The organism is Micromonospora sp. CPCC 205561, assembly GCF_036906775.1.
Taxonomy (GTDB): Bacteria; Actinomycetota; Actinomycetes; order Mycobacteriales; family Micromonosporaceae; genus Micromonospora.
Map to the genome: position 1 here is coordinate 36611 of NZ_JBAKHV010000029.1, position 24950 is coordinate 61560.

General features: G+C 75.9%; 26 protein-coding genes. 14 read left to right on the plus strand and 12 right to left on the minus strand.

Annotation, left to right across the window (positions count from 1 at the left end; genetic code table 11):
- Position 1 precedes the first annotated feature (1 nt).
- Complete coding sequence (locus tag V6V16_RS16830; RefSeq protein ID WP_334563222.1) at positions 2-871, plus strand: carbohydrate ABC transporter permease; 870 nt, start codon at positions 2-4, stop codon at positions 869-871.
- 96 nt (positions 872-967) lie between these two features.
- The gene (locus V6V16_RS16835) at positions 968-1585 is read left to right on the plus strand and encodes a GNAT family N-acetyltransferase (protein ID WP_334563160.1); all 618 of its coding nucleotides are present in this window, start codon (positions 968-970) and stop codon (positions 1583-1585) included.
- A 102-nt stretch (positions 1586-1687) separates the two neighbouring features.
- Here V6V16_RS16835 and V6V16_RS16840 read toward each other — a convergent pair whose 3' ends face one another.
- Positions 1688-3262 carry an LLM class flavin-dependent oxidoreductase gene (locus tag V6V16_RS16840; RefSeq protein WP_334563162.1) on the minus strand — a complete coding sequence of 525 codons (1575 nt, stop codon included), beginning with the start codon at positions 3260-3262 and terminating at the stop codon, positions 1688-1690.
- Between the two features lie 116 nt (positions 3263-3378).
- Between V6V16_RS16840 and V6V16_RS16845 the strand changes: the two genes are divergently transcribed.
- Positions 3379-3981, plus strand: coding sequence for an MBL fold metallo-hydrolase (locus V6V16_RS16845; protein ID WP_334563164.1), 603 nt, complete (start codon positions 3379-3381; stop codon positions 3979-3981).
- Here the strand turns inward: V6V16_RS16845 and V6V16_RS16850 are convergent.
- Complete coding sequence (locus tag V6V16_RS16850; protein ID WP_334563166.1) at positions 3948-4727, minus strand: YqjF family protein; 780 nt, start codon at positions 4725-4727, stop codon at positions 3948-3950. The genes V6V16_RS16845 and V6V16_RS16850 overlap by 34 nt on opposite strands.
- A gap of 373 nt (positions 4728-5100) precedes the next feature.
- Here V6V16_RS16850 and V6V16_RS16855 point away from each other — a divergent pair, with 373 nt between their 5' ends.
- On the plus strand, positions 5101-5319 hold the full coding sequence (locus V6V16_RS16855; protein ID WP_334563167.1) for a hypothetical protein: 219 nt from the start codon (positions 5101-5103) through the stop codon (positions 5317-5319).
- A 94-nt stretch (positions 5320-5413) separates the two neighbouring features.
- On the opposite strand, the gene V6V16_RS16860 is transcribed toward V6V16_RS16855, so the two are convergent.
- Both V6V16_RS16860 and V6V16_RS16865 read right to left on the minus strand, forming a co-directional pair.
- The gene (locus V6V16_RS16860; protein WP_334563170.1) at positions 5414-5896 is read right to left on the minus strand and encodes an SRPBCC family protein; all 483 of its coding nucleotides are present in this window, start codon (positions 5894-5896) and stop codon (positions 5414-5416) included.
- A complete protein-coding gene (locus V6V16_RS16865; RefSeq protein WP_334563171.1) occupies positions 5893-6255 on the minus strand; it encodes an ArsR/SmtB family transcription factor in 363 nt (120 codons plus the stop codon). The genes V6V16_RS16860 and V6V16_RS16865 overlap by 4 nt, the downstream gene beginning before the upstream one ends.
- Before the next feature lie 216 nt (positions 6256-6471).
- Between V6V16_RS16865 and V6V16_RS16870 the strand changes: the two genes are divergently transcribed.
- A complete protein-coding gene (locus V6V16_RS16870; RefSeq protein WP_334563172.1) occupies positions 6472-7500 on the plus strand; it encodes an extracellular catalytic domain type 2 short-chain-length polyhydroxyalkanoate depolymerase in 1029 nt (342 codons plus the stop codon).
- 45 nt (positions 7501-7545) lie between these two features.
- On the opposite strand, the gene V6V16_RS16875 is transcribed toward V6V16_RS16870, so the two are convergent.
- From V6V16_RS16875 to V6V16_RS16895, 5 genes are all read right to left on the minus strand, one after another.
- Positions 7546-9918 (minus strand): tetratricopeptide repeat protein, encoded by a 2373-nt coding sequence (locus V6V16_RS16875; protein ID WP_334563174.1) that lies wholly within the window; start codon positions 9916-9918, stop codon positions 7546-7548.
- Entirely contained in the window at positions 9915-11678 is a 1764-nt protein-coding gene (locus V6V16_RS16880) for an ABC transporter permease (protein ID WP_334563176.1), read from the minus strand. The genes V6V16_RS16875 and V6V16_RS16880 overlap by 4 nt, the downstream gene beginning before the upstream one ends.
- Positions 11675-12979 (minus strand): extracellular solute-binding protein, encoded by a 1305-nt coding sequence (locus tag V6V16_RS16885; RefSeq protein WP_334563177.1) that lies wholly within the window; start codon positions 12977-12979, stop codon positions 11675-11677. The genes V6V16_RS16880 and V6V16_RS16885 overlap by 4 nt, the downstream gene beginning before the upstream one ends.
- Complete coding sequence (locus V6V16_RS16890; RefSeq protein ID WP_334563179.1) at positions 12976-13584, minus strand: ATP-binding cassette domain-containing protein; 609 nt, start codon at positions 13582-13584, stop codon at positions 12976-12978. The genes V6V16_RS16885 and V6V16_RS16890 overlap by 4 nt, the downstream gene beginning before the upstream one ends.
- Before the next feature lie 89 nt (positions 13585-13673).
- Positions 13674-14687, minus strand: coding sequence for a helix-turn-helix transcriptional regulator (locus V6V16_RS16895; protein WP_334563180.1), 1014 nt, complete (start codon positions 14685-14687; stop codon positions 13674-13676).
- Between the two features lie 44 nt (positions 14688-14731).
- Here V6V16_RS16895 and V6V16_RS16900 point away from each other — a divergent pair, with 44 nt between their 5' ends.
- Both V6V16_RS16900 and V6V16_RS16905 read left to right on the plus strand, forming a co-directional pair.
- Positions 14732-15211, plus strand: coding sequence for a hypothetical protein (locus V6V16_RS16900; RefSeq protein WP_334563181.1), 480 nt, complete (start codon positions 14732-14734; stop codon positions 15209-15211).
- A complete protein-coding gene (locus tag V6V16_RS16905; protein WP_334563183.1) occupies positions 15211-15672 on the plus strand; it encodes a hypothetical protein in 462 nt (153 codons plus the stop codon). Before V6V16_RS16900 ends, V6V16_RS16905 begins: the two co-directional genes overlap by 1 nt.
- A 44-nt stretch (positions 15673-15716) precedes the next feature.
- Here V6V16_RS16905 and V6V16_RS16910 read toward each other — a convergent pair whose 3' ends face one another.
- From V6V16_RS16910 to V6V16_RS16920, 3 genes are all read right to left on the minus strand, one after another.
- Positions 15717-16022 carry a DUF2470 domain-containing protein gene (locus V6V16_RS16910; protein ID WP_334563184.1) on the minus strand — a complete coding sequence of 102 codons (306 nt, stop codon included), beginning with the start codon at positions 16020-16022 and terminating at the stop codon, positions 15717-15719.
- Positions 16019-16690 carry a biliverdin-producing heme oxygenase gene (locus V6V16_RS16915; protein ID WP_334563185.1) on the minus strand — a complete coding sequence of 224 codons (672 nt, stop codon included), beginning with the start codon at positions 16688-16690 and terminating at the stop codon, positions 16019-16021. Before V6V16_RS16915 ends, V6V16_RS16910 begins: the two co-directional genes overlap by 4 nt.
- Before the next feature lie 128 nt (positions 16691-16818).
- A complete protein-coding gene (locus V6V16_RS16920; protein ID WP_334563186.1) occupies positions 16819-17481 on the minus strand; it encodes a TetR/AcrR family transcriptional regulator in 663 nt (220 codons plus the stop codon).
- 111 nt (positions 17482-17592) lie between these two features.
- Between V6V16_RS16920 and V6V16_RS16925 the strand changes: the two genes are divergently transcribed.
- The 7 genes from V6V16_RS16925 to V6V16_RS16955 all read left to right on the plus strand — a co-directional run bounded on the left by V6V16_RS16925 (position 17593) and on the right by V6V16_RS16955 (position 24897).
- Positions 17593-19077 (plus strand): flavin-containing monooxygenase, encoded by a 1485-nt coding sequence (locus V6V16_RS16925; protein ID WP_334563188.1) that lies wholly within the window; start codon positions 17593-17595, stop codon positions 19075-19077.
- Complete coding sequence (locus tag V6V16_RS16930; protein WP_334563190.1) at positions 19070-19996, plus strand: SDR family NAD(P)-dependent oxidoreductase; 927 nt, start codon at positions 19070-19072, stop codon at positions 19994-19996. The genes V6V16_RS16925 and V6V16_RS16930 overlap by 8 nt, the downstream gene beginning before the upstream one ends.
- Positions 19993-20862: an alpha/beta fold hydrolase gene (locus tag V6V16_RS16935; RefSeq protein ID WP_334563192.1), complete on the plus strand. Its 870-nt coding sequence runs from the start codon at positions 19993-19995 to the stop codon at positions 20860-20862. The genes V6V16_RS16930 and V6V16_RS16935 overlap by 4 nt, the downstream gene beginning before the upstream one ends.
- 143 nt (positions 20863-21005) lie before the next feature.
- Positions 21006-21668, plus strand: a complete 663-nt coding sequence (locus V6V16_RS16940; protein WP_334563194.1) for a GntR family transcriptional regulator — start codon at positions 21006-21008, stop codon at positions 21666-21668.
- Positions 21665-22960, plus strand: coding sequence for an MFS transporter (locus V6V16_RS16945; protein ID WP_334563196.1), 1296 nt, complete (start codon positions 21665-21667; stop codon positions 22958-22960). Before V6V16_RS16940 ends, V6V16_RS16945 begins: the two co-directional genes overlap by 4 nt.
- A gap of 222 nt (positions 22961-23182) precedes the next feature.
- Positions 23183-24268, plus strand: coding sequence for an S-(hydroxymethyl)mycothiol dehydrogenase (locus tag V6V16_RS16950; protein ID WP_334563198.1), 1086 nt, complete (start codon positions 23183-23185; stop codon positions 24266-24268).
- Positions 24268-24897, plus strand: a complete 630-nt coding sequence (locus V6V16_RS16955) for an MBL fold metallo-hydrolase (protein ID WP_334563199.1) — start codon at positions 24268-24270, stop codon at positions 24895-24897. Before V6V16_RS16950 ends, V6V16_RS16955 begins: the two co-directional genes overlap by 1 nt.
- The last annotated feature ends 53 nt before the right edge of the window (positions 24898-24950 follow it).

Here is a 24950-nt window from a genome sequence, read left to right on the forward strand (position 1 = left end):
GATGCTGACGCCGTACCTGGTGGGCCTCGTCGGGCTGGTGCTGCTGCCCGCCGCGGTCACCCTGGCGCTGGCCTTCACCGAGTACGACCTGCTGCGCCCGCCGCGCTGGGCGGGGCTGGCGAACCTCGCCGCGCTCGCGGAGGACCCGGTGTTCCGGGTGTCGCTGACCAACTCGCTGGTCTTCGCGCTGGTGGCCGTACCGCTGCGGATGCTCTTCGCGCTCGGCCTGGCGCTGCTGCTGCACCGCCGCGCGGTCGGCGTCGGCAGCGCCCGTACCGCGGCGGTGCTGCCGACCGCGGTGCCGGAGATCGCCTACGGGCTGCTCTGGCTCTGGCTGCTCAACCCGCTCTACGGCCCGATCAACCAGCTGCTGCGCACCGGCGGGGAGAACGGCCTGACCATGCTCGGCCGCACCCCGCCGCAGTGGCTCACCGACCCGACCGACGCCCGCGCGGCGATCATCGGAATGAGTCTGTTCACCGTCGGCGAGACCTTCGTGGTGCTGCTGGCCGCCCGCCGCGCGCTGCCCCGCGACGTCTACGAGATGGCGGCGATCGAGGACGCCACCGGCTGGGACGTGTTCCGCCGCGTCACGCTGCCGCTGATGGCGCCGGTGCTGGGGCTGCTGGCGGTGCGCGACGCCATCCAGAGCCTGCACTTCTCGTTCGTGCCGGCCTTCGTGGTCACCGACGGCGGCCCGCCCCCGTACGCCACCACCTACCTGTCGCTCTTCGTCTACCGCACCGGCTTCGAGTACCTGCGCTACGGCTACGCGGCCGCCGCGACCCTGGTGATGATCCTGCTGACCGTGGCCGCGGTGCTGGTGCAGTGGCGTCTGATCCGCCGCTACCGGGCGTTCTACCGGCTGTGAGGACCCGGCGAGCCCGATAATCGCGGGCGTCGGCCCCGACTGCCGTGACATGCTCGCGCACTGCGCCGGCCGGTGGCGGCGCGCGAGGAGGACGGCATGGGGTTCGAGGTGAGCCGGATCGGGCCGGCGTCGGTCGCCGGGGCGGCGGCCGTGCTCGCCGACGCCTTCGACGGGTACCCCTGGATGGCCTGGACGGTGGCGGCCGACCGGCACCGGGAGCGGCTGGAGGCGATGTTCGCCGGGACCGTCGACGCCGTCGGGCTGCCCTACGGTGACGTCTGGGCGGCGGTCGATGCCGCCGGACGGCCGGCGGCGGTGGCGGTCTGGCTGCGTCCGGACCGGCCGGTGCCGGACGAGGTCTGGGCCGGCGTCGCGGCGCGCAACGCGGAGCTCGCCGGCGACCGGCGGCCGGCACTGCGCGCCGCCGAAGAGGCCACCGCCTCGCTGCGGTCGGCCGAGCCGGCGTTCCTGCTCGCCACCGTCGGGGTGCGCCGGGCCGACCAGGGCCGGGGGCTGGGCGCCCGGGTGCTGCGGCCCGGCCTGGCCGAGGCCGACCGGGCCGGTCTGCCGGCGGTGCTGGAGACCTCGTCGGAGCCGAACGTGCGCTTCTACCGGCGGCTCGGTTTCGCCGTCACCGGTCAGGCGCGGGTGCCCGACGGCGGTCCCGACCTCTGGGCGATGCGGCGGCCGGCCGCCGCCGGCGCACGGATGTAGGGACCGCCCGCCCGGGCGGCCGCCGGCACCTCGGCGGTGTCCCCGCCCGGGCCGTCGCGGCAGGCCCGGTCCCGCGCCGTGGCGGCACCGCGCGCCGGCGGCTCAGCCCAGCCCGAGCCGCGCGATGGGCTCGACCAGCTCCCGTTCCTCGTACGCGAGGTGGGACAGCAGCGTGTCGCTGAGCAGGTCGACCGCCGCGCGCAGCTCGGCCATCCCGTCGGAGACGGAGACGAACGCGACCAGCGCCCGGTCGACCCGTTCCAGCACGTCGTGGATGGCGTGGTGCTCCTGCTCCAGCCGGTCGAGCACCGGGGCGAGCCGGGCGTCGCCGCGACGCAGGTGCGGGAAGATCCCCCGGTCCTCCAGCGTGTGGTGGGTGGTGACGACCCGGCAGTACGACTCGCAGTACGTCCCGAGGGTCCACTTGTTCTGCCGGATCGTCATGGTGTTGATGTGGGAGCGGGCGGTGCCCGCGTCGAGCAGCCCGGCGCCCACCTGCTCCACCAGGTCGTACAGGCGGGCCAGCTCGGCGCGCAGCCCGTCGTGCACGTCCACGAGGTGCTGGGCGCCGGCCTGGTCGTGCGGGGTGTAGGTGCGCGCCGGGTCCGGCGCGGGGCCGGTGGGCCGGGCACCCTCGTCCCAGACCCGGATCGCGCTGCGGCGGGTGCCGTCGTCGGGCGTCGCCACGACGGCGAGGGCCCCCGCGCCGGCGGGCGGGCGGCGCCCGGCCGCCGGCACCGCCGGGACGCTCGTCGGTACCGGGGTGGTGGGGGCGGGCGCGGCGGCCACCGCGCGCTCGCCGGCCACGAGTTCGCGTACGGCGGGGGCCACCTCGGCGGCGAAGCGCCGCAGGTCCTCCGGGTCGTCGCTGCCCAGGATGAACGTGCTGATCCCGTCGCTGAGCGCCAGGTCGGCCAGCTCCTCGGCCCACTGCTCGGCGGGGCCGTCCAGCGGTCCCCGCCCGACGGGGGCGAAGCGGCCGGTGACGTTGAGCAGCCGGCGTACGTCGGCCGGGTCCCGGCCGGCCCCCCGCGCGGCGTCGTCGATGATCCCGTTGCCCCGGCCGAGGTCGCCGGGTTGCAGGTAGCCCAGCGACGGCAGCCACCCGTCGGCCAGCCGGCCGGTCAGGGCCAGCATGCGCGGCTTGTACGCGCCGAGCCAGATGCCCACGTCGTGGGCGGGCGCGGGGCCCCGCTTCGCGCCGACCACGCGGTGGAACTCGCCCTCGACCCGGACGCCGCCGCGCGCGTCGACGTCCCAGACCTGGCGGATGACGTCGATCGCCTCCGCCAGGGCCCGTACGCCCTGCCCGGGGGAGAGCCGGCGCCCGCCCATCGCCTCGATGGCCTCCCAGAACGCGCCGGCGCCCAGGCCCAGCTCCACCCGGCCACCGCTGAGCAGGTCGAGGCTGGCCACGCTGCGGGCCAGTACGGCCGGCGGGCGCAGCGGCAGGTTCGTCACGTTGGCGGCGAGGCGCACCGCGGAGGTGCGGGCGGCCACGAAGCTGATCAGCGTCCAGGTGTCGAGGAACGCGGGCTGGTAGGGGTGGTCCTGGAAGGTGACCAGGTCGAACCCGACCTGTTCGGCCAGCACGGCGAGGCCGACCACCCGCCCGGGATCGGCGTTGCCGGGCGTCAGGAAGGCCCCGAAGGCCAGCGGATGGCCGTAGTCGCTCATGTCGGCACTCCTTCCCGTCCCGCAGCCTCTCACGCCCGCCCGACGAAGATCCGGGCGGACGGAGCCTCGGGCCCGTGCGGGCCGAGCCCGAGGGGCCACCGGCGTACGGTCGGCGGGTGCGGATCACGAAGTTCACCCACTCCTGTGTCCGGCTGGAGCACGACGGCGGCGTGCTGGTCGTCGACCCCGGCACCTGGAGCGAACCGCGTGCGCTGGCCGCCGCGGACGCGGTGCTCGTCACCCACGAGCACACCGACCACGTGGACGTGCTGCGGCTGGCGGGCCTCGGCGTGCCGGTCCTCGCGCCGGAGGGCGCCGCGCTGCCCGACCTGGCCCCGCTGCCGGTGACCCGGGTGCGCGCCGGTGAGTGTTTCACCGCCGCCGGCCTCGCCGTGCGCGCGGTCGGCGGCCGGCACGCCACGATCCACGGTGGTCAGCCGGACTGCGTCAACCTCGGTTACCTCGTCGGGGACGACGTCTACCACCCCGGCGACTCCCTGCACCGGCCCGACGGGCCGGTGCGGACGCTGCTCGTCCCGGCGCAGGCGTCCTGGCTGAAGCTCACCGAGGCGATCGACTTCGCCGTCGCCGTCGGGGCCGAGCGGGTGTTCCCCATCCACGACGCCCAGCTCAACGAGCGCGGCCTGGCCAGCGTGAACGGCTGGTTCGCCGAGACGGTGCCCGGTTACCGCTTCCTGGCCCCCGGTGAGTCGGCCTGACCGGCACCGCCGACGCGGACGGTCGTGGGTGCGCCGAAGCGGACCGGGACGCCCGGTGAGTACAGGACGCTGACCGGCTCCGTCCCGGGCGCCGGCAGGCCGGCCCGGAGCACCAGCTCGTCGTCGAGGGCCAGCAGCTCGGCCCGGTGCAGCGGCCACCGCGGATGGACGTTGGGCATGTGCAGCGTCCGCCCGTGGGCGTGCACGTGCAGGCCCCACCGGGCGGTGAGGAAGTGCTCCAGCGGGCTCGGCTCGGCCAGCACCGGGCCGACGCGCACGCTGAGCAGGCTGGCCGCACCGCGCGGCCCGGGCCAGCGTCGCCGGCAGGTGTAGGTGCGCACCTCGCCGTCGCGCCGCAGGCGCATCCTGGACCACATGTAGGGCAGCCCCAGCCCGACCCGCGCCACCAGGACCGGCAGCAGCCGGGACGCGTCCAGGGAGCGGAACACGACCGCCCGCCGGCCGGCGCCGTCGACGCTGTACAGCCGGACGTTCGTCTCGCAGAACGTTCCCAGGTACGGCAGGCCCGGCCCCGCCAGCGGGCCGAGCCGGACCATCCGGAACCCGATGAGGCCCACGTACGTGCGCCCGTCGAGGACGTCCGGGCGGGTGCCCGGTGGCAGCAGCGGCGCGACGACCGCCGGGTCGACCGCCCAGTGCACGAACGCCAGGTCGTGCCAGCTCTGCACGAGTACCGGCCATCGCACCGGCCGGGCGGCCTCGGCCGTCACCGCTTCGACATCCACCCCTCCATCATGGCCGCCGGTCCCGACCGCCGTCGCTCCTGCCCACCGTGGGGCGCAGAGGCGACACCGGGTCGCGCCGGGGCGGATGTGTCCCGCACCACAGCGTTGCCCGCGGCGGGCGACGACTGCCGGCACCCCCCGGGCACCGTCCGTATCGGAAATTGACCGACAGTCACGACGGAAGGTCCTCGATGAGTGGCCGGTGGTGCACGGCCCCTCGGGTGATCGGAGGAGGTTGGTGTGCGTCTGGCCCTGGCTGGGCGGCCCGTCCCCGGGGCGGGAGCCGGGCCGGCGCAGCTCACCGGGGCTCGTCGGCGGTCGTGGGGGAGGCTCGGCCGTACCGCCTGCGGGAGGATTGCTATACGGTCGCTGGGTGAGGGTTGAAGAGCACTGGTGGAACGGCGACACGACTACCCGCGGGCGCCGGGACGTCTATGTCCGTACGGACGGGCAGCGCTGGGACGTGCAGGTACAGATCGGCGGCGCATCGGGCCGGTCCAAGGTGCAGGAGTGCCCGAGTCGGACCTCGGCTGCCATTCTCGCCAGCGCCTGGCGTGGCAACCATCCGACCTGGCGCGAACTGCTCGGCTGACGCCCCGCTGACGCCTGACGGGCGGTGGCGGGGCGGGCCGTCGGGAGAGGGCCGGCCCCGCCACCGCCCGTCAGGCGACCGGGTGGGCGTTCGTTCAGCGGGTCTTCACGACCTCGACGAGCTGGTCCAGCGCCGCGCCCCAGCCCTCGGCGAAGCCCATCTCCTCGTGCGCCTTCTTCGCCGCGGCGTCGGCGTGGATCGCCGTGGCGGTGTACTTCGTGCCGCTTCCGGCGGGCTCGATGCTGACGACCGCGGTGAACGGTAGGCCGTCCCCGGCGGGCTGCGGCCGGAAGTCGGGGCCCAGCGCGGAGGTGAAGACCAGCGTCCTGTTCTCCTCGGCCACCAGGATGCAGCCGGTGCTCGGGTACTCCTCGCCCTCCGGCGAGCGCATGACGGTGTGGAACCTGCCACCCGGGCGCAGGTCGATCTCGCAGGCCGAGGTCGACCAGGGCCGCGGAGCGAACCACTTCACGAGCAGCTCGGGCGTGGTCCAGGCCTTCCACACCAGCTCGGGCGCGACGTCGACGGTGCGCTCCAGGACGAGGTCGACCTGCGGGTCCGTGGTGTATGCGGTCATTTCTGCTGCTCCTTCAGTTCGTGGAGAAACGCGTCCAGCTGGTCGAGGCGCCGGGACCACAGCGCGCGCTGCCCGGCGAGCCAGGTGTCGACGCCGTCGAGCGGCTCGGGCGTGAGCCGGTAGGTCCGCACCCGCCCCTTCTTCTCCGACGTCACCAGGCCGGAGCGTTCGAGGACGCCCAGGTGCTGGGTGAACGACGGCAGCGCCATGTCGAACGCGCGGGCCAGCTCGCTGGTGGTGGCCGGCCCCCGGCCGAGACGCTCGACGACTTTGCGGCGGGTGGGATCCGACAGTGCGTGGAAGACCCCGTCGAGGCTCCCCCCGACCGCCCCGTCCCGATCACCCGATCGCTTAGGCATGTACCTAAGTATGCCGTCCCGCGATGCTTAGGTCAACACCTGAGCAATGGCCGGATGGGCCGGGCCGTCGGGGCAGTCGTCGGCCGCCGGGTGTCGATCGTCGACACCCGGCCGCCGCCGGGGGTGTCGACGCCACCCGTGGTCGCTGTGTGTGACGTCACGCTAGCGTCGGCGCACGCCGGCACCACCGCCGCCGCTCCCGGACAGGAGAGCGCCATGATCAGACCTCTGAGGGCCTGCGCCGCCCTCGTCACCGCCCTGCTGCTCCTCCTCGCCGCGGCCCCCGCCCAGGCCGCCACCCCGGCCACCAAGGCCCCGGTGGCCGGGTCGCTGCGCCCCTACAACGTCTCCGGCGTGTACGTCGCCGGCGTCTCCTCCGGCGGTTACCTCGCCACCCAGCTGCACGTCGCCTACTCGTCCCGGATCCGGGGCGCGGCCGTATTCGCCGCGGGGCCGTACTACTGCGCGCAGAACAACGTCGCCCAGGCGCTCAACGGCTGCGGCGACAACCTGTACCCGACGAACGTCTCCGCCCTGCAGGCGTACACCCGGACGTGGGCCTCCTACGGCTGGGTCGACCCGGTCGGCAACCTCTCCGGCGATCCCGTGTACGTCTTCCACGGCGGCAACGACACCGTGGTCAAGAAGTCCGTCACCGACGACCTGGTCCGCTACTACCAGCACTTCGGCGCCAGCGTGCAGTACGACAGCGGCTCCCCGGCCGGGCACGCCTGGGTAACCCCCTACGGCACGGCGGGGTGCACCGCCACCGCCTCGCCGTTCCTCAACGACTGCGGCACCGACCCGCAGCAGGCCCTGCTGCGCAAGCTGCTCGGCGGGGTCGGCGCGGCCAACACCGGCCCGCTCAGCGGCACCCTGATCCGGTTCAGCCAGCACACCTACGCGGTCAACGGCCTGGCCGGCGCGCTGAGCATGGACGGAAACGGCTTCGCCTACGTGCCCGCGTCCTGCGCCGCCGGGCAGTCGTGCCGGCTGCTGGTCGCCCTGCACGGCTGCCTCCAGGGCCACTCCAAGGTCGGCACCGCGTTCGTCGACCGGGCGAACCTCAACCAGTACGCCGACACCAACAACCTGATCGTGCTCTATCCCCAGGCGGTGAGCGCGGTCACGAACCCGAACGGCTGCTGGGACTGGTGGGGCTACCTGGGAGCGACCAACTACCCGATCAAGGGCGGTGCCCAGGTGGAGACCATCATGAACATGGTCCGGCGGCTGGACGGCTGAGCCCCGGCCGCCGACGGGCGCGGCGGGACGCGGCAGGGGCTCCGCTCAGGCCGGCGTTCCGCCGCTCGCCAGGCGGGCGTCCGCCGCGGCCCGGCCGTCGGCGTCCCGGGCCCGCTCGCACACGCCCGCCGCTTCCGTCCAGTGCCGCCGGGCCTGCTCGGCGTCGCCGAGGGCCGCCGCCGCGTCGCCCAGGTGCAGCAGCGTGCGCCCCAGCCCGGCCGTCGGCCGACCGCCGCGCACCAGCCGGCTCTCCTCCAGCAGCCCGTACGCCTGCCGTGCCTGGGCCGGCGCGGCGGCCAGCAGCGCGGCCCCCGCGTTGAGCAGCGCGGCGGCCCGGTTCGTCGGGTCCGTCACGGAGTCGTACTCGCGCAGCGCCGCCCGCCACGACTGCGCCGCGTCGAGGTGCTCGCCGAGCCCGGCGTGCACCAGCACCAGGTTGGTCAGGGCCGCCGCGTAGCCCCGCGCGTCACCGAGCGCGCGGAAGGCGTTCGCCGCGCGGACCAGGTGGTGGTGCGCGGGCTCCAGCTCGCCCCGGGCCAGCCGGGCGGCGCCCAGGCCGAGGTCGGTCAGCGCGTGCCCCGCCCGGTCCGCCGCGGAGCGGTGCCGCCGCGACAGCTCCAGGTGCTCCACAGCGTCGTCGAGCTGCCCCAGGTCGAGCAGCACCAGGCCGAGGTTCATCCGCGCCTGGGCGGTGCCGCGCCGGCCCCGCTCCGCCACCGCCAGGCTGAGCGCCGTGGCCGCCCCCTGCGGATCGTGCCGGCGGCGGCGCAGCACCCCCAGCTCGTTGTGCGCCCAGCCGGCGATCTCCGGCCGGTCGTCGGCGGTGGGCGTGGCGAGCACCGTGCGGCACACCTCCGCCCACTCGTCGAGCCGCTCGGCGTGGGCGAACCACCCGCACAGCGCCACCGCCAGCCGGAACCACCAGCGGCGCACCCGCCGGGGCAGGGTCTCCACCGCGCCCGCCGGAACCTTCACCACGGCCAGCAGCAGCTCCTGGTGCAGGCCGAACCAGCCGTACGGGTCGTCGTCCAGCGCCAGCGTCGGCTCCCGCCCCGGTGAGGCGGCGACCGCCAGGCCGGCGGCGTGCCGCTCGGCCCGGCGGGCCAGGTGCCGGGTGAGCCGGGCCTGGGCCGCGACCCGCCGCCGCGCCGGCTCGGCGTCGCGCAGGTGCATCCGGGCGTACGGGGCGAGCAGCGGGCGCACCTCGTAGCGGTCCCCGGGCGCGCCGGTCACGAACCCCCCGGTGGCCAGCTCGTGCAGCAGGGTGGCGACCCGGCGGGGGCGACGCCCGGCGAGCGCCGCGATCGTCGGTCGGTCCAGCGGCACCGGGCTGAGCGACATGAGCCGCCACAGCCGCCGCGCCTCGCCGCCCAGCGCGTGGTACGCGATGTCCCGCGCGGTCACCAGCAGGGTCGCCGGGGAGGGGGCCAGGTGCTGGTGCGGGGGCGTGTCGACGGCGCGGCGCAGCGCGTCGAGCACGTCGGCGTGCCGCCAGCCGTGCTGGGCCGTACGCCGGCCGAGTTCGGCGACCGTGCGGGGCTGCCGGCCGCAGAGCTCGACGACGGCGCGCACCGCCGGATCGGTGCGCGGGTCCGGCCGGTGCGGTCGGGCGACGGGCGCGGTGCTGCCCGCGGCGGCGAAGAGTTCCACGGCGTCGTCCGCGTCCGGCTCGGCGAGCCCGTGCGCCACCACGCCGTCGAGGGCCGCCAGCGCGCCGGTGCCGGCCAGCAGCAGGCGGCACGTCCGCGCGGTCGGCGGCAGCAGCGGCTGGACCTGGGCCGGGTCGTCCACGTTGTCCAGCACCAGCAGGATCGCGCGGCCGTCGAGCTGACCGCTCAGCTCGTCGGCGGCGTCGGCGAGGTCGTCGCCGCGCCCCGAGGCGGGCGGGCGGGTGCCGAGGACCCGGGCCAGCGCGGCCAGCACCTGCCGGGCGTCGTGCGCCCGACCGCCCCGGCGCAGGTCCAGGTAGTACTGGCCGTCGGGGAAGTCCTCCCGGCGCAGGGTGGCGGCCTGGAGCGCGCAGGACGAGGTGCCGACGGCGCGTCGCCCGACCACCGCGACGGCGTGTTCCTTCGACAGCAGCTCGCCGATCGCGTCGACGTGCCCGTCCCGGCCGGTGAACCCGGCGGGCCACGGCAGGTTGGGCGCCCCGGCGGCCGGCGCCGCCTCGGTGTCGTCCGGCGTCGCCGGCGGCTGCCGCTGCCGGCGCCACTCGACGAGCATGGCGGCGGCGAGGCCGAGCACGATCACCCCGGCGCTGGCCGAGCCGAGCTGGGCGACGGAGAGCTCCGAGAGCAGGTTGCCGGTGACGTTGCCGAGTACCGCGCTGACCGTCCCGCCGACCACGCCGCCGATGGCGAGCAGCAGGCTCAGCCGGCGCGGCCGCCGCGAGCGGCGGGCCGGTCCCGGCCCGCTCACCGCAGGCCCCCGGCGACCAGGCCGGCGACGAGCTGGCGACGGGCCAGCACCACGAGCAGCACCGGCAGGACCGACGCGATGACCGAGCCGGCGGCGAGCGCCCCGCTGTTGGCCACGAAGCCGCGGGTCTGCCCGGCCAGGAAGAGCCCCAGCGGCGCCGCCCCGGGGCCGCTGAACAGCAGGCCGACGACCAGGTCGTTCCAGACCTGCACGAACTCCAGCACCGCGACGGCGACCACGGCGGGGCGGTTGTGCCGGGCGAGCAGCCGCAGGGTGCTCCACCAGTGCCGCCCGCCCAGCCGGGCCGCGCGTACCTGCTCGGCGGGCAGATCGGCGAACGCGTTGCGCAGCACCAGCACGGCGAACGGCACGCCCAGCGCGACGTGCACCAGCGCGAGGCCGCGTGCCGTGCCCGAGGAGAGCACCACGCCGAGCACCTCGTTGACCGGCCCGGCGATGACCTGCACCGGAACGATGCTGGCGGCCATCAGCAGCAGCCCGGTGGCCTGCGCCGGCGGCCCGGTCAGCCAGGCCAGCGGGTAGGCGGCGAGCAGCGCGACGCCCAGCACCGCGGCGGTGACCACCGTCGCCAGCACCAGCGTGAAGCCCAGCGTGCGCCACAGCTCGGAGCCGGTGACCAGGTCCCGGTAGGAGTCGAGGCTCAGCGGGCCGCGCCACCAGCCGCGGGCAGCCGCGTCCACCGTCGAGTGCAGCGAGGTGGCCAGCAGTACGCCGAGCGGCACCAGCCAGGCGAGCGCCGCGCCCACCGCCAGCAGCCGGGTCAGCCGGCGCGGGGCGGGCGCCGCCGGCGCGGGCGCGACCTCGACCGGGTCCCGTGGCGGGGGCCACGCCTGCCGCACGAACAGGGCCGCCACCAGCATGCCGGCGACCACCGCGACCAGCCACACCACCCCGAGCGCGGCGCCCTCGCCGGTGGTGGCGCCGTTCGAGGTCTGCCAGACCCGCAGCGCGAGCACCGACGCCTCGTCGCGTACCGAGCCGGGCGCCATCACCAGGATCAGGTCGAACGTCCGGGAGGTGCCGAGCGCCGCCAGGGTGAAGACCACCGCCACGGTACGCAGCAGCAGGGGCCGCCACTGCGCGTCCCAGAGCACGTCGCGGCGGTTGCCGCCGTAGGCGCGCACCGCGTCGGCGAGGCTCGGCGGGACGGCGTCGAGAGCGGCCCGGAACACCAGCACGGCCAGTCCGACCCATGCCCAGACGAACGCGGACATCAGCGCGACCGTGACCAGGCCGGGGCCGAGCAGCTGCGGCGCGGCGGCCCCCGGCCGGCCGGTCAGCGCCGCGGCGACCAGGGTGGCCACCCCGCGCTCCGGGTCGGGGTCGTACATCAGCCGGAAGGTCACCCCGGTGACCACCAGCGGCAGCGCGGTCGGCACCACCAGCACGAGCCGGACCAGTCCACCCTCCTGCGGGCGGCGCGAGGCGGCGGCGAGCAGGTAGCCCAGCACGGTGACCACGGCCGGCACCACGAGCGCCCAGAGCAGGGTGCGTCCCACCACGGCGCCGGTGTCCGGGGCGGACAGCGCGGTGCGGAAGTGCGTCGTGCCCACCCAGTGGCCCTCGGTGGTGACGCTGGCGTGCAGCGTCCGCAGCACCGGCCACGCCAACAGCCCACCGAGCAGCAGCAGGGCCGGCAGCAGCAGCGCCGAGGCGGCCCCGGTGGCCGGGTAGGCCCGTCCCCGCCGCGGCGGCCCGACGTCGTCGAGGACCGCCAGCTCACCCAGCACCCGGCTCACCGGCCGCTCTCCGTCGGCCGGGCCGCCTCCGCCTGCCGGGCCGCCTCCGTCGTCAGCTGCCGGGTGGCCCGCCGCGCCGCCTCGCCGGCCGTGACCCCGTCGGTCACGTCGGCGAAGAAGTCCTGCATGATCCGCCAGATGCCCACCCCGTCGGAGCCGGTGAGCGGCCCCGGCAGCCGGTCGGAGAGGTCGAAGCGCACCACCCCGGCCGTGCGCAGCTCGGCGGCGAGGCGCCGGCGGACCGGGTCGTGGTATTCCGCCAGCGGCACCGACACGTTGGGGGAGAGGTAGCCCCCGGCGCGCAGCCACGGCGTGAACGCGGACCCGCCGCTGAGCCAGCGCACCAGCTCGACGCCCCTGGTCGAGCCGGCGAAGGCCACCGCCGCGTCGCCGCCGACGATCAGCGGACTGTCGGCCACCCGGGAGGCCGGGAAGCGGAACGTCTCCACCTGCTCCGAGCCCCGCTGGAAGCGGCGGCCCACGTCGTCGACGAAGTCGCCCTCGAAGAGCAGCACGGCCCGGCGGTGGTGCACGACCTGGATCACCGACTCCTCGTACTGGGTGAGCAGGGCCCGTCGCCCGCCGCCGGGGAACGCCCCGGCGACGCTCCACAGCTCGGCCAGCCGGTCCAGCGCCGCGTGCACCGGCGGGCCCCGCCAGTCGGCCTCGCCCCGGGCCAGGGCCTCGTACTCCTCGGTCGTCGCCACGTCGGCCAGGACGTTCTCGAACCAGTCGGTGAGCACCCAGCCGTCGGCCGCGCCGATCGCCAGCGGCGCCGGGCCGTCGCCCGCGCGGGCCCGGGCGCCGAGCCGTTTGGTGAGCGCCACCAGCTGGTCCCAGGTGCGGGGCGGATCGGGCACCGTCGAGGGGTAGTACCAGAACAGCGACTTGTGGGCCGCCTTCACCCAGACGCCGTAGGGCCGGCGGCCGACGGAGAGCAGGTCGGCCATGCCCGGCGGGACGGCGTAGCTGCTGGCCGGGCTCAGCTCGCGCAGCCAGCCGCTGCGCGCGTACTCGATCACGAGCCCCGACCTGGGCAGGATCGCCACGTCGGGGCTGGTGCCGGCGAGCTTGCGGGCGCGCAGGAACGCGTCGATGTCGTTGCCGGCGCTGATCACCTGCACGCCGCTGCCGTAGCCCTTCACCACCTCGCGGAAGCGGGCCAGTTCCCCACCGTTCCACACCACCGCGACCTGGACCGCCGGGTCGGCCCCCGCGCAGCCGGCGGCGGTGGTCGCGGTGGTCGCGGCGACGGCGGCCCGCAACAGGGTACGGCGGCGCAGCCGCCCCGCCGGCGTCACGCGCCCACCTCGGCGGCGACGGGCACGTCGGGCAGCGCGCCCGGGTCGGCCGTGCAGACCAGCACCGCGACCCCCGGCGTGTCCGGTGGCGAGAGCCGGCCGACCAGGTCGGTGAGGCGCCCCCCGTCGGCCGGCCCGGACGGGAGGTCGACCACCAGCACCTCGGGCAGGCAGACCACCGCCCGGGCCAGCGCCACCCGGAACCGCTGCGCCTCCGACAGCAGGTGCGGCCGCAACGCCAGGGTCGGCGCCAGCTCCAGCCGGTCGACCACCGCCGCCGTCCAGTCGTCGGCCACCTGCCGCACCCGTTCCCGGCGGCGCTGGCCGTAGGCGATGTTGCGGCGCACGGTCAGGTGGGGCAGCAGCGCGCCCCCGGCCGGCACGTACGCGACGCGCCGGCGCGGCGGCGGCAGGGCGGTGACGTCGCGCTCACCGACCAGGACCAGGCCGGTGAGCGGGGCGGCCAACCCGCTCACCACCCGGGCGACGGCGGTGCCGACGGGCGGGGCGGCGACCAGGGCGGCGCAGGCGCCGGCGGGAACCTCCAGGGTCACCGGGGCGGTGCCGGACACGGCGACGAGTTCGCGGAGCCGTAACGTGGCCATCACCTCCCGTGACCCGGGCAGTCGCCCCCAGGGTCGCACAACCGGGCGACAACCGGCGCCCCACCACCGTCCGGCCTGGAGGGTGCGGTTCAGGCCGGGACCCGCCCGCCGGCGTCGCGCCCGGCCGGGCGCGGGGCGTAGAGAGCGGCGAGGTCGGCGGCGGTGGCGGCGAGCCGCTCGCGCAGCGCCGCCGGGGCCACCACCTCCACGTCCGCGCCGAGCCGCAGCAGGTCGCCGTGGGCGTGGGCGAGCGACTCGATCGGGACGACGGCGCTCACCCAGCCGGCGTCGTCGGGCGGACCCGCGCTCTCGTCGACGGCCGCGACCACCAGCTCGCTGGCGATCTCCCGGAGCCGGCCGCGTCCCCGGGGGGAGAGCCGGACCGTGGCGTCGTCGCGGTGCAGGCCGGCCCGGAAGCGCACCACGTGCGCCCGCCACCAGCCCGGCAGGTCGAAGCCCGCCGGGCGCGGGAACTCCTCGTCGAGGGCGGCCAGCGACAGGATCTGGTTGACCCGGTAGGCGGCCGGCCCGTCCCGCCCGGACCGGCCGGCGACCGTGTACCAGCGCCCACCCTTGAGGACGAGCCCGTACGGCTCCAGCACCCGGTCGACCTCGCCGGTCCAGCTGCGGTAGCGCACCGCGATCCGCCGCTGACGCCAGACCGCCTCGGCCACCTGCGCCAGGTGCGGCGAGGCGTCACCGTCGGCGTACCAGTTGGGGGTGTCCAGGTGGAAGCGCTGCTGGATCCGCGCGGCCCGGTCCGCCAGCTCGGGCGGCAGCGCGGCGTGCAGCTTCAGCTGGAGCGCGGCCACCGCCGCCCCGTAACCCAGCTCGGCGGCGGGACCGGGCAACCCGGCGAGGAAGAGCCGCTCCGCCTCCTGCGCGGTCAGCCCCGTCAGCCTCGTCCGCCAGCCGTCGACGAGCTGGTAGCCGCCCGCGTGCCCGGCCTCGCCGTAGAGCGGGATGCCGGCGGCGTGCAGCGACTCGACGTCGCGGTAGACGGTGCGGGTGGAGACCTCCAGCCGTTCGGCGAGCTGCGCCGCGGTCATCCGCCCGTGGGCCTGGAGAAGCAGCAGGAGGGAGAGGAGCCGACTCGCGCGCACTTCGCTGACAGTAGTTGTCAGTGGAGCGTCCGTACCGTCCGGGCATGACCTTTCACGACAAGGAACTACGGGCGCCGGAGCCGGTGACGGTCGCCGGCCGTCAGCTCAAGCGCTACCACGTCGACCAGCCGCGGCAACGGATCGAGCCGGCGGTGGAGCGGGCCGCGTACGCGGTGCTGCCCCGCCTGCTGCCCGCCGGCCCCGGTGACGGCACGCCGACGGCGGGCTGGGTGGTGCTGCACCGGGGCGCCGACACCGGGGCGTACCTGCTGGCGTACAGCTGGGTCTGGGACAACGTGGTCGAGGTGCGCATCGCGGCGGCCGGCCAGCCCGCCCTCGACTGCCCGGACGACGACCCGACCCGCTTCGTAAAGCTGGACCGCCCCTGGGCGGGCTGCGTCTGGGAGCTGGGGGTGCTGGAACACGAGCGCGCCGCCTGGATCCGGCACGTGCTGGCGCCGCGGCGCCCCGACCTGCCCGGCTGGCTCGCCGACAACCGCGCCGAGGGGCCGGTGGGACGCTGATGGGCGACTTCGACTTCCTCGACGGCTCCTGGCACGTGGCCAACCGGCGGCTGCGTGAGCGGCACGTGGGTGGCGACGACTGGGACGAGTTCCCCGGCGTCTCCGTCGCCCGGAGCTTCTTCGGCGGCGCCGGCAGCTTCGACGAGATCACCTTCCCGACGAGGGGCTTCTCCGGCGCCACCGTGCGGATCCACGACCCGGTGACGGGGACCTGGTCGATCTACTGGATGAACAGCCGGCGCGGGCTGCTGGAGCTGCCGCCGGTGGTCGGCCGGTTCACCGACGGCGTGGGCACCTTCCTCGCCGACGACGTGGACGAGGGGCGCCCGGTGCGCTGCCGGTTCCTCTGGTCGGCGGTCACCGCGACGTCCTGCCGCTGGGAGCAGGCGTTCTCCACCGACGGGGAGCGGAGCTGGGAGACCAACTGGGTCATGGACTTCACCCGGGCGACCGCCGCCTGACGCGTCCGGGGCGGTCCCCCCGGTCAGGGGGACCTCCCCGGCGGTCAGCCGGCCGGGCGCGGCGGGAGCCCGAGCCGCTGGCACGCCTCCCGGTACATGCGCACCACCTCCTGCCGGATCTGGGCGCGCTCGGTCAGCCGGTGGGCGAACGCGACCCGCACCGGCACCTCGATGTCGTCCACCGTGACGGCGAACTCCATCCCCTCGGCGTCCAGGCCGGTGCTACGGGCCCGGGTGGCCGCCGGGTGCCCGCCGAGCGTGCGGCAGATCAGCAGCGAGTCCTCGGGGTGGTCGTCGTTCATGTGCCGACAGACGGCGGCGACCACGTCGGGGCCGAACGGGGCGCTCACGCGGCCACCTCCGCGTCGGTGGCCGGCACGAGGTGGGACAGGGCGGCGAGGACCTCGGTGTTGTGCCGGTACGCCACGAGCACCTCGGCCCGCAGCGTGGCTCGTCCCGCCCCGTCCAGCGGGAGGTCGTCCAGCCTGGCCCGGTACGCGTCCTTGTACGCCCTGGGGTCGCCGATCCGGTCGAAGCGGTAGAACGCCGCGCCGGCGTCCCCGGTCAGCCCGTGGTGCCGGGCGAGCGACCGTCCGATGTACAGGCCGCCGGAGAGGTCGCCGAGGTAGCGGGTGTAGTGGTGGGCGATGAAGCGCTCCGGTGAGCCCGCGCAGACGGCGCGGAGGCGCCCGGCGTAGGAGAGCGTCGCCGGGGTCGGCTCGATCCGTGCGCGCCAGTCGGGCCCGTGCAGGAACTCCAGGTCCGCGGCGAGGGCGGGCAGCCGGGTCAGCGCGTCGTCGACGAAGGGGCCGGCCAGCGGGTCGCGGCGCATCGCCTCGGCGGCGGCCTCCAGCGCCTCGTAGATCACGTGGTGCTGCGCGACGAGCGCGGCGTACCCGGCGCGGTCGAGCTCCCCGGCGATCAGGGCGGAGACGTACCGTTGGGACTCGGCACCCTGGTGGGCCTCCCTGCTGGCGGCCCGTAGTTCGGCCGAGAACGCGGTGCGGGTCAGGCTCATGTCTCCTCCAGGGTGACGCGGGGCCCGGGCCGGTCGGCGCCGACGGGTGACGACCAACGTTAGTCGGGTGGGCGGGCGGGCACGACCGCCACGTCGTGCCGGCACAGCCCGCCGGGCGCCCGGCGGGTTCAGGCCGGCGGGGCGGTGGTGCCGCGGTAGATCGCCGCCAGCCAGACGTCGCGCAGCACGTCGACCACCTGGCCCTCCGCCACCGCCGGCCCGTCGCCGGCGAACGTGGCGTACCAGACCCGCTCGTTCATCGAGTTGAGCGCGACGGCCAGGTCGCGGGCCGGCACGCCGTCGGGGGCCGCGCCGCGCCGCCGCTCGGCCTCGATCGCGGTCTCGATAGCGTGCGTCCAGCGTTCCAGCACGGCCGCCCAGAGCCGGCGCACCTCGGCGTTGGTGCCGCGCACCTGCGCGCAGGCCAGCACCACCGCGCGGTGCGCGCCGAACGTCTCGTGGAACCGGCCGATCAGCTCCCGCCAGCGCGCCGGCGGGTCCTCGGCCAGTCGTTCCAGCACGTCCCCGGCGGCGGCGTCGGCCTCCTCGGTGACCCGGTCCAGCAGCGTCAGCAGCACCGCGTCCTTCGACGGGAAGTAGAAGTAGAAGGTGGGCCGGGAGATGCCCGCGCCCCGCGCCAGGTCGTCGATGGAGATGTCGGCGAAGGCCCGCTGCCCCAGCAGCCGCTCGGCGGTGGCCAGGATGGCCAGCTCCCGCTCGTCACCGGCGGAGCGCGCCGCGCGCCGGCCGCGCCCGGTGGCGCTCTCGTTGGCCGTACGGGCGGGTGTCATGCCCGGTGACTCTACACCGGCTCGACACCCTGTCGAACGGACTCGACAGGGTGTTGACGAGCCTCGGCGGCCGTGGCTAGTGTCCGGTCACACCGGCGGACGGGAGACGAGATGGCCACCGACCACGTCGACGTGCTCATCGTCGGGGCCGGCCTCTCCGGCGTCGGTGCCGCCTGCCACCTGCGCCGCGAGCGTCCGGAGAAGACGTACGCGGTGCTGGAGTCCCGCGCCGCGAGCGGCGGCACCTGGGACCTGTTCCGCTATCCCGGCGTCCGGTCGGACTCCGACATGTTCACCCTCGGCTACTCCTTCAGGCCGTGGACCGACCCGAAGGCCATCGCGGACGGCGACGCCATCCGCGACTACGTGCGCCGGACCGCCGACGAGTACGGCGTCACCGGCCACATCCGCTTCCGCCACCGGGTCGTGCGCGCCGAGTGGGACAGCGGACGCGCCCGCTGGACGGTGCACGCCCACCGCGACGACACCGGCGAGGCGGTGACGCTGACCTGCTCCTTCCTGTTCAACTGCGCGGGCTACTACCGCTACGACGCCGGCTACACCCCGCCGTTGCCGGGCGCGCAGCGCTTCGCCGGGCGGATCGTGCACCCGCAGCACTGGCCCGAGGACCTCGACCACACGGGCCGGCGGGTGGTGGTGATCGGCAGCGGCGCCACCGCCGTGACCCTGGTGCCGGCGATGGCCGAGCGCGCCGCCCACGTGACCATGCTCCAGCGCTCACCCACGTACGTCCTGGCGCTGCCCTCGCGCGACGTGCTCGCCGACGCGCTGCGGCGCTGGCTGCCGGCGAGGGCCGCGTATCCGGTGGTGCGCTGGAAGAACGTCCTGCTCTCCACCGCCAACTTCCAGCTCAGCCGACGCGCCCCCGCGCTGGTCAAGAGGCTGCTGCTGCGCGCCGCCCGGGGCCGGCTGCCGGCCGGCTACGACGTCGACCGGCACTTCTCGCCCCGCTACGACCCCTGGGACCAGCGGCTCTGCGTCGTGCCCGACGGCGACCTGTTCGCCGCCGTGGCCCGGGGGAGTGCGTCGGTGGTCACCGACACCGTCGACACCTTCACCGAGCGGGGCATCCGGCTCGCCTCCGGCGAGGAGCTGGCGGCGGACGTCGTCGTCACCGCCACCGGGCTCAACCTGCTAGCCCTCGGCGGGATGACGCTGAGCGTCGACGGCGCCGAGGTGGACCTGCCCGGCACCGTCGCCTACAAGGGCATGATGCTCTCCGGCGTGCCGAACTTCGCGATGACCATCGGCTACACCAACGCCTCCTGGACGCTCAAGGCCGACCTGGTCGCCACCTACGTCTGCCGGCTGCTGCGCCACCTGGACCGCACCGGCCAGCAGGTCGTCACCCCGCTCCCGCCCGCCGACGGCGGGCTGGCGCCGCTGATCGACCTGACGGCCGGCTACGTCCTGCGCAGCGTGGACGCCCTGCCCAGACAGGGCGCCCGGCCGCCGTGGCGGCTGCACCAGAACTATCCCCGCGACCTGCTGCTGATGCGGCACGGCCGGCTCACCGACCCCGGCGTGCGGTTCTCGCGCGCCGGCACACCGCAGAGGAGGACCGTCCGTGCGTAGGTTCGTCTTCACCGGCGGCACGGCCGTGGTCACCGGGGCCGCCAGCGGGATCGGGGAGGCCCTCGCCCACCGGCTCGCCGCCCGGGGCAGCGACCTGGTGCTGCTCGACCGCGACGCGGCGCGGCTCGACGCCGTCGTCGCGGCCGTGCGCGCCGCCCACCCCGACCGGCAGCTCGCCGCCTACCTGGTCGACCTGGCCGACGCCGCCGCCACCGCCCGGGTGGCCGAGGAGATCCGGCAGCGGCACCCGGCGATCCGGTTGCTGGTCAACAACGCCGGGGTGGCCCTGGGCGGGCGCTTCGACCAGGTGACCCTGGACGAGTTCAGCTGGGTCGTCGACGTCAACTTCCGCGCCGTGGTGCAGCTGACGCACGCGCTGCTGCCCACCCTGCGCGCCGGGCCCGGCGCGCACCTGGTCAACGTCTCCAGCCTCTTCGGCATCATCGCCCCGGCCGGGCAGGCGGCATACGCGGCCAGCAAGTTCGCCGTCCGTGGCTTCACCGAGGCGCTGCGCCAGGAACTGGCCGGCGACGGCATCGGCGTCACCTGCGTGCACCCCGGCGGGATCCGCACCCGGATCGCCCAGAACGCCCGGGTGGGCGCCGGCGTCTCCGCGGAGGAGTTCGAGACCGGTCGCCGGCAGTTCGAGAAGCTGCTCTCCATCGACCCGGCGCGGGCCGCCGAGGTGATCCTGCGCGGCGTGCGCCGCCGCCGGGCCCGGGTGCTGATCGGCTGGTCGGCGAAGCTGCCCGACCTGCTGGCCCGGGTGGCGCCGGCGTCGTACCAGCGGGTGCTGGCCTTCGCGCTCGAGCGCGTCGGGGGCGAGCCCGCCCGCCGGATCACCACCGGGTCGCCCACCGGGGCGCGGCGGCAGCCCGGGGCGGCCCCGCCGGCCGACCCGGCCGGGGAGCCGGCGTGAGCGCCCCCGCCGCACCCCGGCCCCGGCACGTCACGGTGGACGGCCGGCGGGTCCGCCACCGCGTCGACGGGGACGGGCCGCCGGTGCTGCTGCTGCACGGCATCGGCCGCACCCTGCGCGACTTCACCGAGCTGCACGAGCTGCTGGCCGAACGGTTCCGGGTGCACAGCGTCGACCTGCCCGGCTACGGCGGTTCGTTGCCGATGGCGCGCCCCTGCACCCTGCCGGCGCTGGCCGGGTTCGCCGCCGACTACCTCGACACCGTCGGCGTCGACGGGCCGGTGCACGTGGTCGGCAACTCCCTCGGCGGGGCGGTGGCGATGCGCCTCGCGGCGGCCGAGCCGTCCCGGGTGGCGAGCCTGGCGCTGGTCAACAGCGCCGGCTTCGGCGGCGAGGTGACCATCGCGCTGCGGCTGCTCGCGCTGCGCCCGCTGGGGCGGTTGCTGCTGCGGCCCACCCGCTGGGCGGCCCGCCGTGCCGAGCGCTCCCTCTTCCACGACCCGGCCCTCGCCACCGCCGAGCGCGTCGCCCACGCGCTGGAGGCCGCCCGCCAGCCGTACACGGCCCGGGTCATGCTGGAGACCGCCCGCAGCCTCGGCACCTTCCGCGGCGTGAGCCCGCACTGGCGCGAGGAACTGCTGGCCGAGGTGGAACGCCTGGACGTGCCCACCCTGGTCGTCTGGGGCGACCGGGACCTGATCCTGCCGGCGGCGCACCTCGACGCCGCCCGCGCGCGGCTGCCTCGGGCCCGTACCCACCTCTTCGAGAACTGCGGGCACATGCCGCAGATCGAGTGCGCCGAGGAGTTCCACCGCCTGCTCGTCGACTTCTGGGGTGTGGCGGCGCCGGACGCCGAGCCGGGCTGACTGCCCGCCGCCGCCTGCGCCACCGCGACCACGAAGAAGAACTCCGGGGGGTCGCGGCGCGGCGTCGCGCGCCCGGTCGTGGTCCACGCCACCCCGGGCCGGGGCGCGCCGGCACGCCGGAGGGCCGGCACCACGATAGATACATGACGCATCCCTCCGCGCCGGGCCGGACGGCCGCGCCCTCGGCCGCCGAACGCGCCTACCGGCACCTCAAGCGCGAGATCCTGGAGCAGATCCACCCGGGCGGGTCGCTGGTCAGCGAGGGGCAGGTCGCCGAGGCCACCGGCGTCTCCCGTACGCCGGTCCGCGAGGCGCTGCTGCGCCTGGAGGCGGAGGGACTGGTGAAGCTCTACCCCAAGCGGGGCGCGCTGATCCGGCCGGTCTCCGCCCGCGAGATCAGCGACGTGATCGAGGCGCGGCGGCTGGTGGAGCTGCACGCCGCCGAGCGGGTCTGGCCCCGACGCGCGGCGCTGCGGGCCGACCTCGCCGCCCGGCTGACCGAGATGCGCGCCGCCCACGCCGCTGGCGACCTGGCCGCGTTGACGCGCGCCGACCGCGCGTTCCACGCCACCGTCGTCGACGCGGCCGGCAACGAGATCCTCGCCGAGCTCTACCAGCGGCTGCGCGACCGGCAGCTGCGCATGGGGGAGGCCGGCCTCCGGCTCTCGCCGGGCTGGGCCGAGACGGCGCTCACCGAGCACGCCGAGCAGCTCGCCGCGCTCGACTCCGACGATCCCCAGCGCTGGCTGGCCACCGTCGCCGCCCACATCGACAACGCCGCTGCCGTGCTGCGGGGCCTGCGGTGACAGGGTTGGCGCCCCCGGCGACCGCGCCGTACCGGTCGGCCGCGCTCGTCTGGGGCGTGGCGGTCGGCGCGTACGTGGCCGCCGTGTTCCACCGCAGCTCGCTCGGCGTCACCGGCGTCGACGCGGCGCACCGCTTCGAGGTCAGCGCCTCGGCGCTGGCCACCTTCTCCGTCGCCCAGCTCGCCGTGTACGCGGCCATGCAGGTCCCGGTGGGCGTACTGCTCGACCGGTTCGGCTCCCGGCGGCTGCTCCTCGCCGGCGGCGCGCTGATGGTCGCCGGGCAGCTCTGCTTCGCGCTGGCCACCGACGTGCCCCTCGCCATCGCCGGCCGGGTGCTGATCGGGCTCGGCGACGCGATGACCTTCATCAGCGTGCTGCGCATCGTGGCGCTGTGGTTCCCGGGGCGGCGCTACCCGATGATGACCCAGCTCACCGGCACCCTGGGCCAGCTCGGGGCGATCCTCGGCGCCGTACCGCTGGTGGCGCTGCTGCACCGCGCCGGCTGGACCCCCGCGTTCCTGACCGCCGCGGCGGTGGGGGCCACCGTGCTGCTGACTGTCGTGGTCGTGGTGCGCGACGCCCCGCGCCGGGAGGCCCCGGGCGCGCCGCCGCCCGCGCTGGCCGACGTCCGCCGCGAGCTCGCTGCCGCGTGGGCCCAGCCCGGCACCCGCCTGGGGCTCTGGACGCACTTCGTGACCCAGTTCTCCGGTGCCGTGTTCGCCCTGCTCTGGGGGTATCCGTTCCTGGTACAGGGGCAGGGACTCAGCCCGACGGCCGCCGCGTCGCTGCTCACCCTGATGACGGCGGCGATGCTGCTGACGGGGCCGGTGGTCGCGCACCTCTGCGCCCGGCACCCGTTCCACCGTTCGGCGCTGGTCTTCGCCATCACCGGCGCCACGGCCGTGGTCTGGGCGGTCGTGCTCGCCTGGCCGGGCCGGTCGCCGGCCTGGCTGCTCGTCACGCTGGTGCTGGTGCTGGCGGTCAACGGGCCGGCCTCGCTCATCGGGTTCGACTACGCCCGCACCTTCAACCCGGTCAACCGGATCGGCAGCGCCACCGGCGTGGTCAACGTCGGTGGCTTCGTCGCCTCGATCCTGCTGGTGCTGGCCGTCGGAGTGGTGCTCGACCTGGCCACCCCCGCCGGCCGGACCGCCCCCGACCTGGCCGCCTTCCGCTGGGCCTTCGCCGTGCAGTACGTCCTCTGGGCGCTCGGGGCGGTCCAGGTGCTCCGCTACCGCAACGCGGCCCGCCGCGACGCGGCCGCCCGCGCGCGCACCGCCACGCCCGCCTGAGCGACCCCGCGCCGCGCGCGTCCGGGTCGCACCGCCCGAGCCGCGGCGCCGGCGGCCATCCCGTCGAACCGGGCCCCGTCACCCCGCCACCGGGGACGGCCATCCGGCGGCCCCGGGACGTCCGCGACGATCGGGGGTAGTTTCGGCCGGGGGACATGATCGAGGTGCCGCCGACGCGCACCGCCGGACGGCGGCGCGCGTCGGCCCGGAGCAGGAGGAACCGTGAGCCAGGAGGTCAGGGGAGTCATCTCCCGCAGCAAGGGCGCGCCGGTCGAGGTGACCACGGTCGTGCTGCCGGACCCGGGGCCGGGCGAGGCGATCGTCAGGATCCGGTCCTGCGGGGTCTGCCACACCGACCTGCACTACCGGGAGGGCGGCATCAACGACGACTACCCGTTCCTGCTCGGCCACGAGGCCGCCGGAGTCGTCGAGCAGGTCGGCGAGGGCGTCGACGGCGTCGCGCCGGGCGACTTCGTGGTGCTCAACTGGCGGGCCGTCTGCGGGGTGTGCCGGGCCTGTCGCCGGGGCCGACCGTGGTACTGCTTCGCCACCCACAACGCGACCCGGAGGATGACCCTCACCGACGGCACGGAACTGACGCCGGCGCTGGGCATCGGCGCGTTCGCGGAGAAGACCCTGGTGCACGCCGGCCAGTGCACCAAGGTCGACCCGGCGGCCCGCCCCGCCGCCGTCGGGCTGCTCGGCTGCGGCGTGATGGCCGGGCTCGGGGCGGCCATGAACACCGGCGGGGTCACCCGGGGCGACTCGGTGGCCGTGATCGGCTGCGGCGGCGTCGGGGACGCGGCGGTCGCCGGCGCGGCGCTGGCCGGCGCGACGACGATCGTCGCGGTGGACACCGACCCCCGCAAGCTCGACTGGGCCCGCAAGTTCGGCGCCACCCACACCGTGAACGCCCGCGAGGACGACCCGGTCGAGGCGATCCGCGCGGCGACCGGCGGGTTCGGCGCCGACGTCGTGATCGACGCGGTCGGTCGCCCGGAGACCTGGAAGCAGGCCTTCTACGCCCGCGACCTCGCCGGCACCGTCGTGCTGGTCGGCGTGCCGACCCCGGAGATGAGCGTCGAGCTGCCGCTGCTCGACGTCTTCGGCCGCGGCGGCTCGCTGAAGTCCAGCTGGTACGGCGACTGCCTGCCCAGCCGGGACTTCCCCGTACTCACCGAGCTCTACCTGCAGGGCCGGCTCGACCTGGACGCCTTCGTCACCGAGGAGATCGCCCTGGACCAGGTGGAGGAGGCGTTCGCCCGGATGCACCGCGGTGACGTGCTGCGCTCGGTGGTGCTGCTCTGATGGCCGCCCGGGTCGACCACGCGGTGACCTCCGGCACGTTCTCCCTCGACGGGCAGACCTTCGACGTGGACAACAACGTGTGGGTAATCGGCGACGACGCCGAGTGCGTCGTCGTGGACGCCCCGCACGACGTGGACGCGATCCTCGCGGCCGTCGGCGGCCGCCGGGTGCGGGCGATCCTCGCCACCCACGCGCACGACGACCACGTCCGGGTGGCGCCGGCACTGGCCCGGGCCACCGGCGCGCCGGTGCTGCTGCACCCCGCCGACCGGGTGCTGTGGGACATGGTGCACCCGGACGAGGCACCGGGGGGCGAGCTGCGCGACGGGCAGGACGTCGAGGTGGCGGGCATCTCGCTGACCGTGCTGCACACTCCCGGTCACAGCCCCGGCGCGTGCAGCTTCCACGCGCCGGGGCTCGGCGTGGTGTTCACCGGCGATACCCTCTTCGCCGGCGGGCCGGGCGCGACGGGGCGCTCGTACAGCGACTTCGCCACGATCATGGCCTCGATCCGGGACCGGCTGCTCACCCTCCCGCCGGAGACGGTCGTGCACACCGGGCACGGGGAGAGCAGCACCGTCGGTGCGGAGGCACCGCATCTCGACGAGTGGCTGGCCCGCGGGCACTGACCCGCGTCGTCCGTCGTCGACCGGGCCCCGGAGGCCGCTCGGCGTCCGTCCGG

Coding starts and splice junctions, on each gene's coding strand:
- V6V16_RS16830 (WP_334563222.1), top strand. CDS start 2: ATGCTGACGCCGTACCTGGTGGGCCTCGTCGGGCTGGTGCTGCTGCCC.
- V6V16_RS16835 (WP_334563160.1), top strand. CDS start 968: ATGGGGTTCGAGGTGAGCCGGATCGGGCCGGCGTCGGTCGCCGGGGCG.
- V6V16_RS16840 (WP_334563162.1), bottom strand. CDS start 3,262: ATGAGCGACTACGGCCATCCGCTGGCCTTCGGGGCCTTCCTGACGCCC.
- V6V16_RS16860 (WP_334563170.1), bottom strand. CDS start 5,896: ATGACCGCATACACCACGGACCCGCAGGTCGACCTCGTCCTGGAGCGC.
- V6V16_RS16865 (WP_334563171.1), bottom strand. CDS start 6,255: ATGCCTAAGCGATCGGGTGATCGGGACGGGGCGGTCGGGGGGAGCCTC.
- V6V16_RS16870 (WP_334563172.1), top strand. CDS start 6,472: ATGATCAGACCTCTGAGGGCCTGCGCCGCCCTCGTCACCGCCCTGCTG.
- V6V16_RS16890 (WP_334563179.1), bottom strand. CDS start 13,584: ATGGCCACGTTACGGCTCCGCGAACTCGTCGCCGTGTCCGGCACCGCC.
- V6V16_RS16900 (WP_334563181.1), top strand. CDS start 14,732: ATGACCTTTCACGACAAGGAACTACGGGCGCCGGAGCCGGTGACGGTC.
- V6V16_RS16905 (WP_334563183.1), top strand. CDS start 15,211: ATGGGCGACTTCGACTTCCTCGACGGCTCCTGGCACGTGGCCAACCGG.
- V6V16_RS16915 (WP_334563185.1), bottom strand. CDS start 16,690: ATGAGCCTGACCCGCACCGCGTTCTCGGCCGAACTACGGGCCGCCAGC.
- V6V16_RS16920 (WP_334563186.1), bottom strand. CDS start 17,481: ATGACACCCGCCCGTACGGCCAACGAGAGCGCCACCGGGCGCGGCCGG.
- V6V16_RS16925 (WP_334563188.1), top strand. CDS start 17,593: ATGGCCACCGACCACGTCGACGTGCTCATCGTCGGGGCCGGCCTCTCC.
- V6V16_RS16940 (WP_334563194.1), top strand. CDS start 21,006: ATGACGCATCCCTCCGCGCCGGGCCGGACGGCCGCGCCCTCGGCCGCC.
- V6V16_RS16955 (WP_334563199.1), top strand. CDS start 24,268: ATGGCCGCCCGGGTCGACCACGCGGTGACCTCCGGCACGTTCTCCCTC.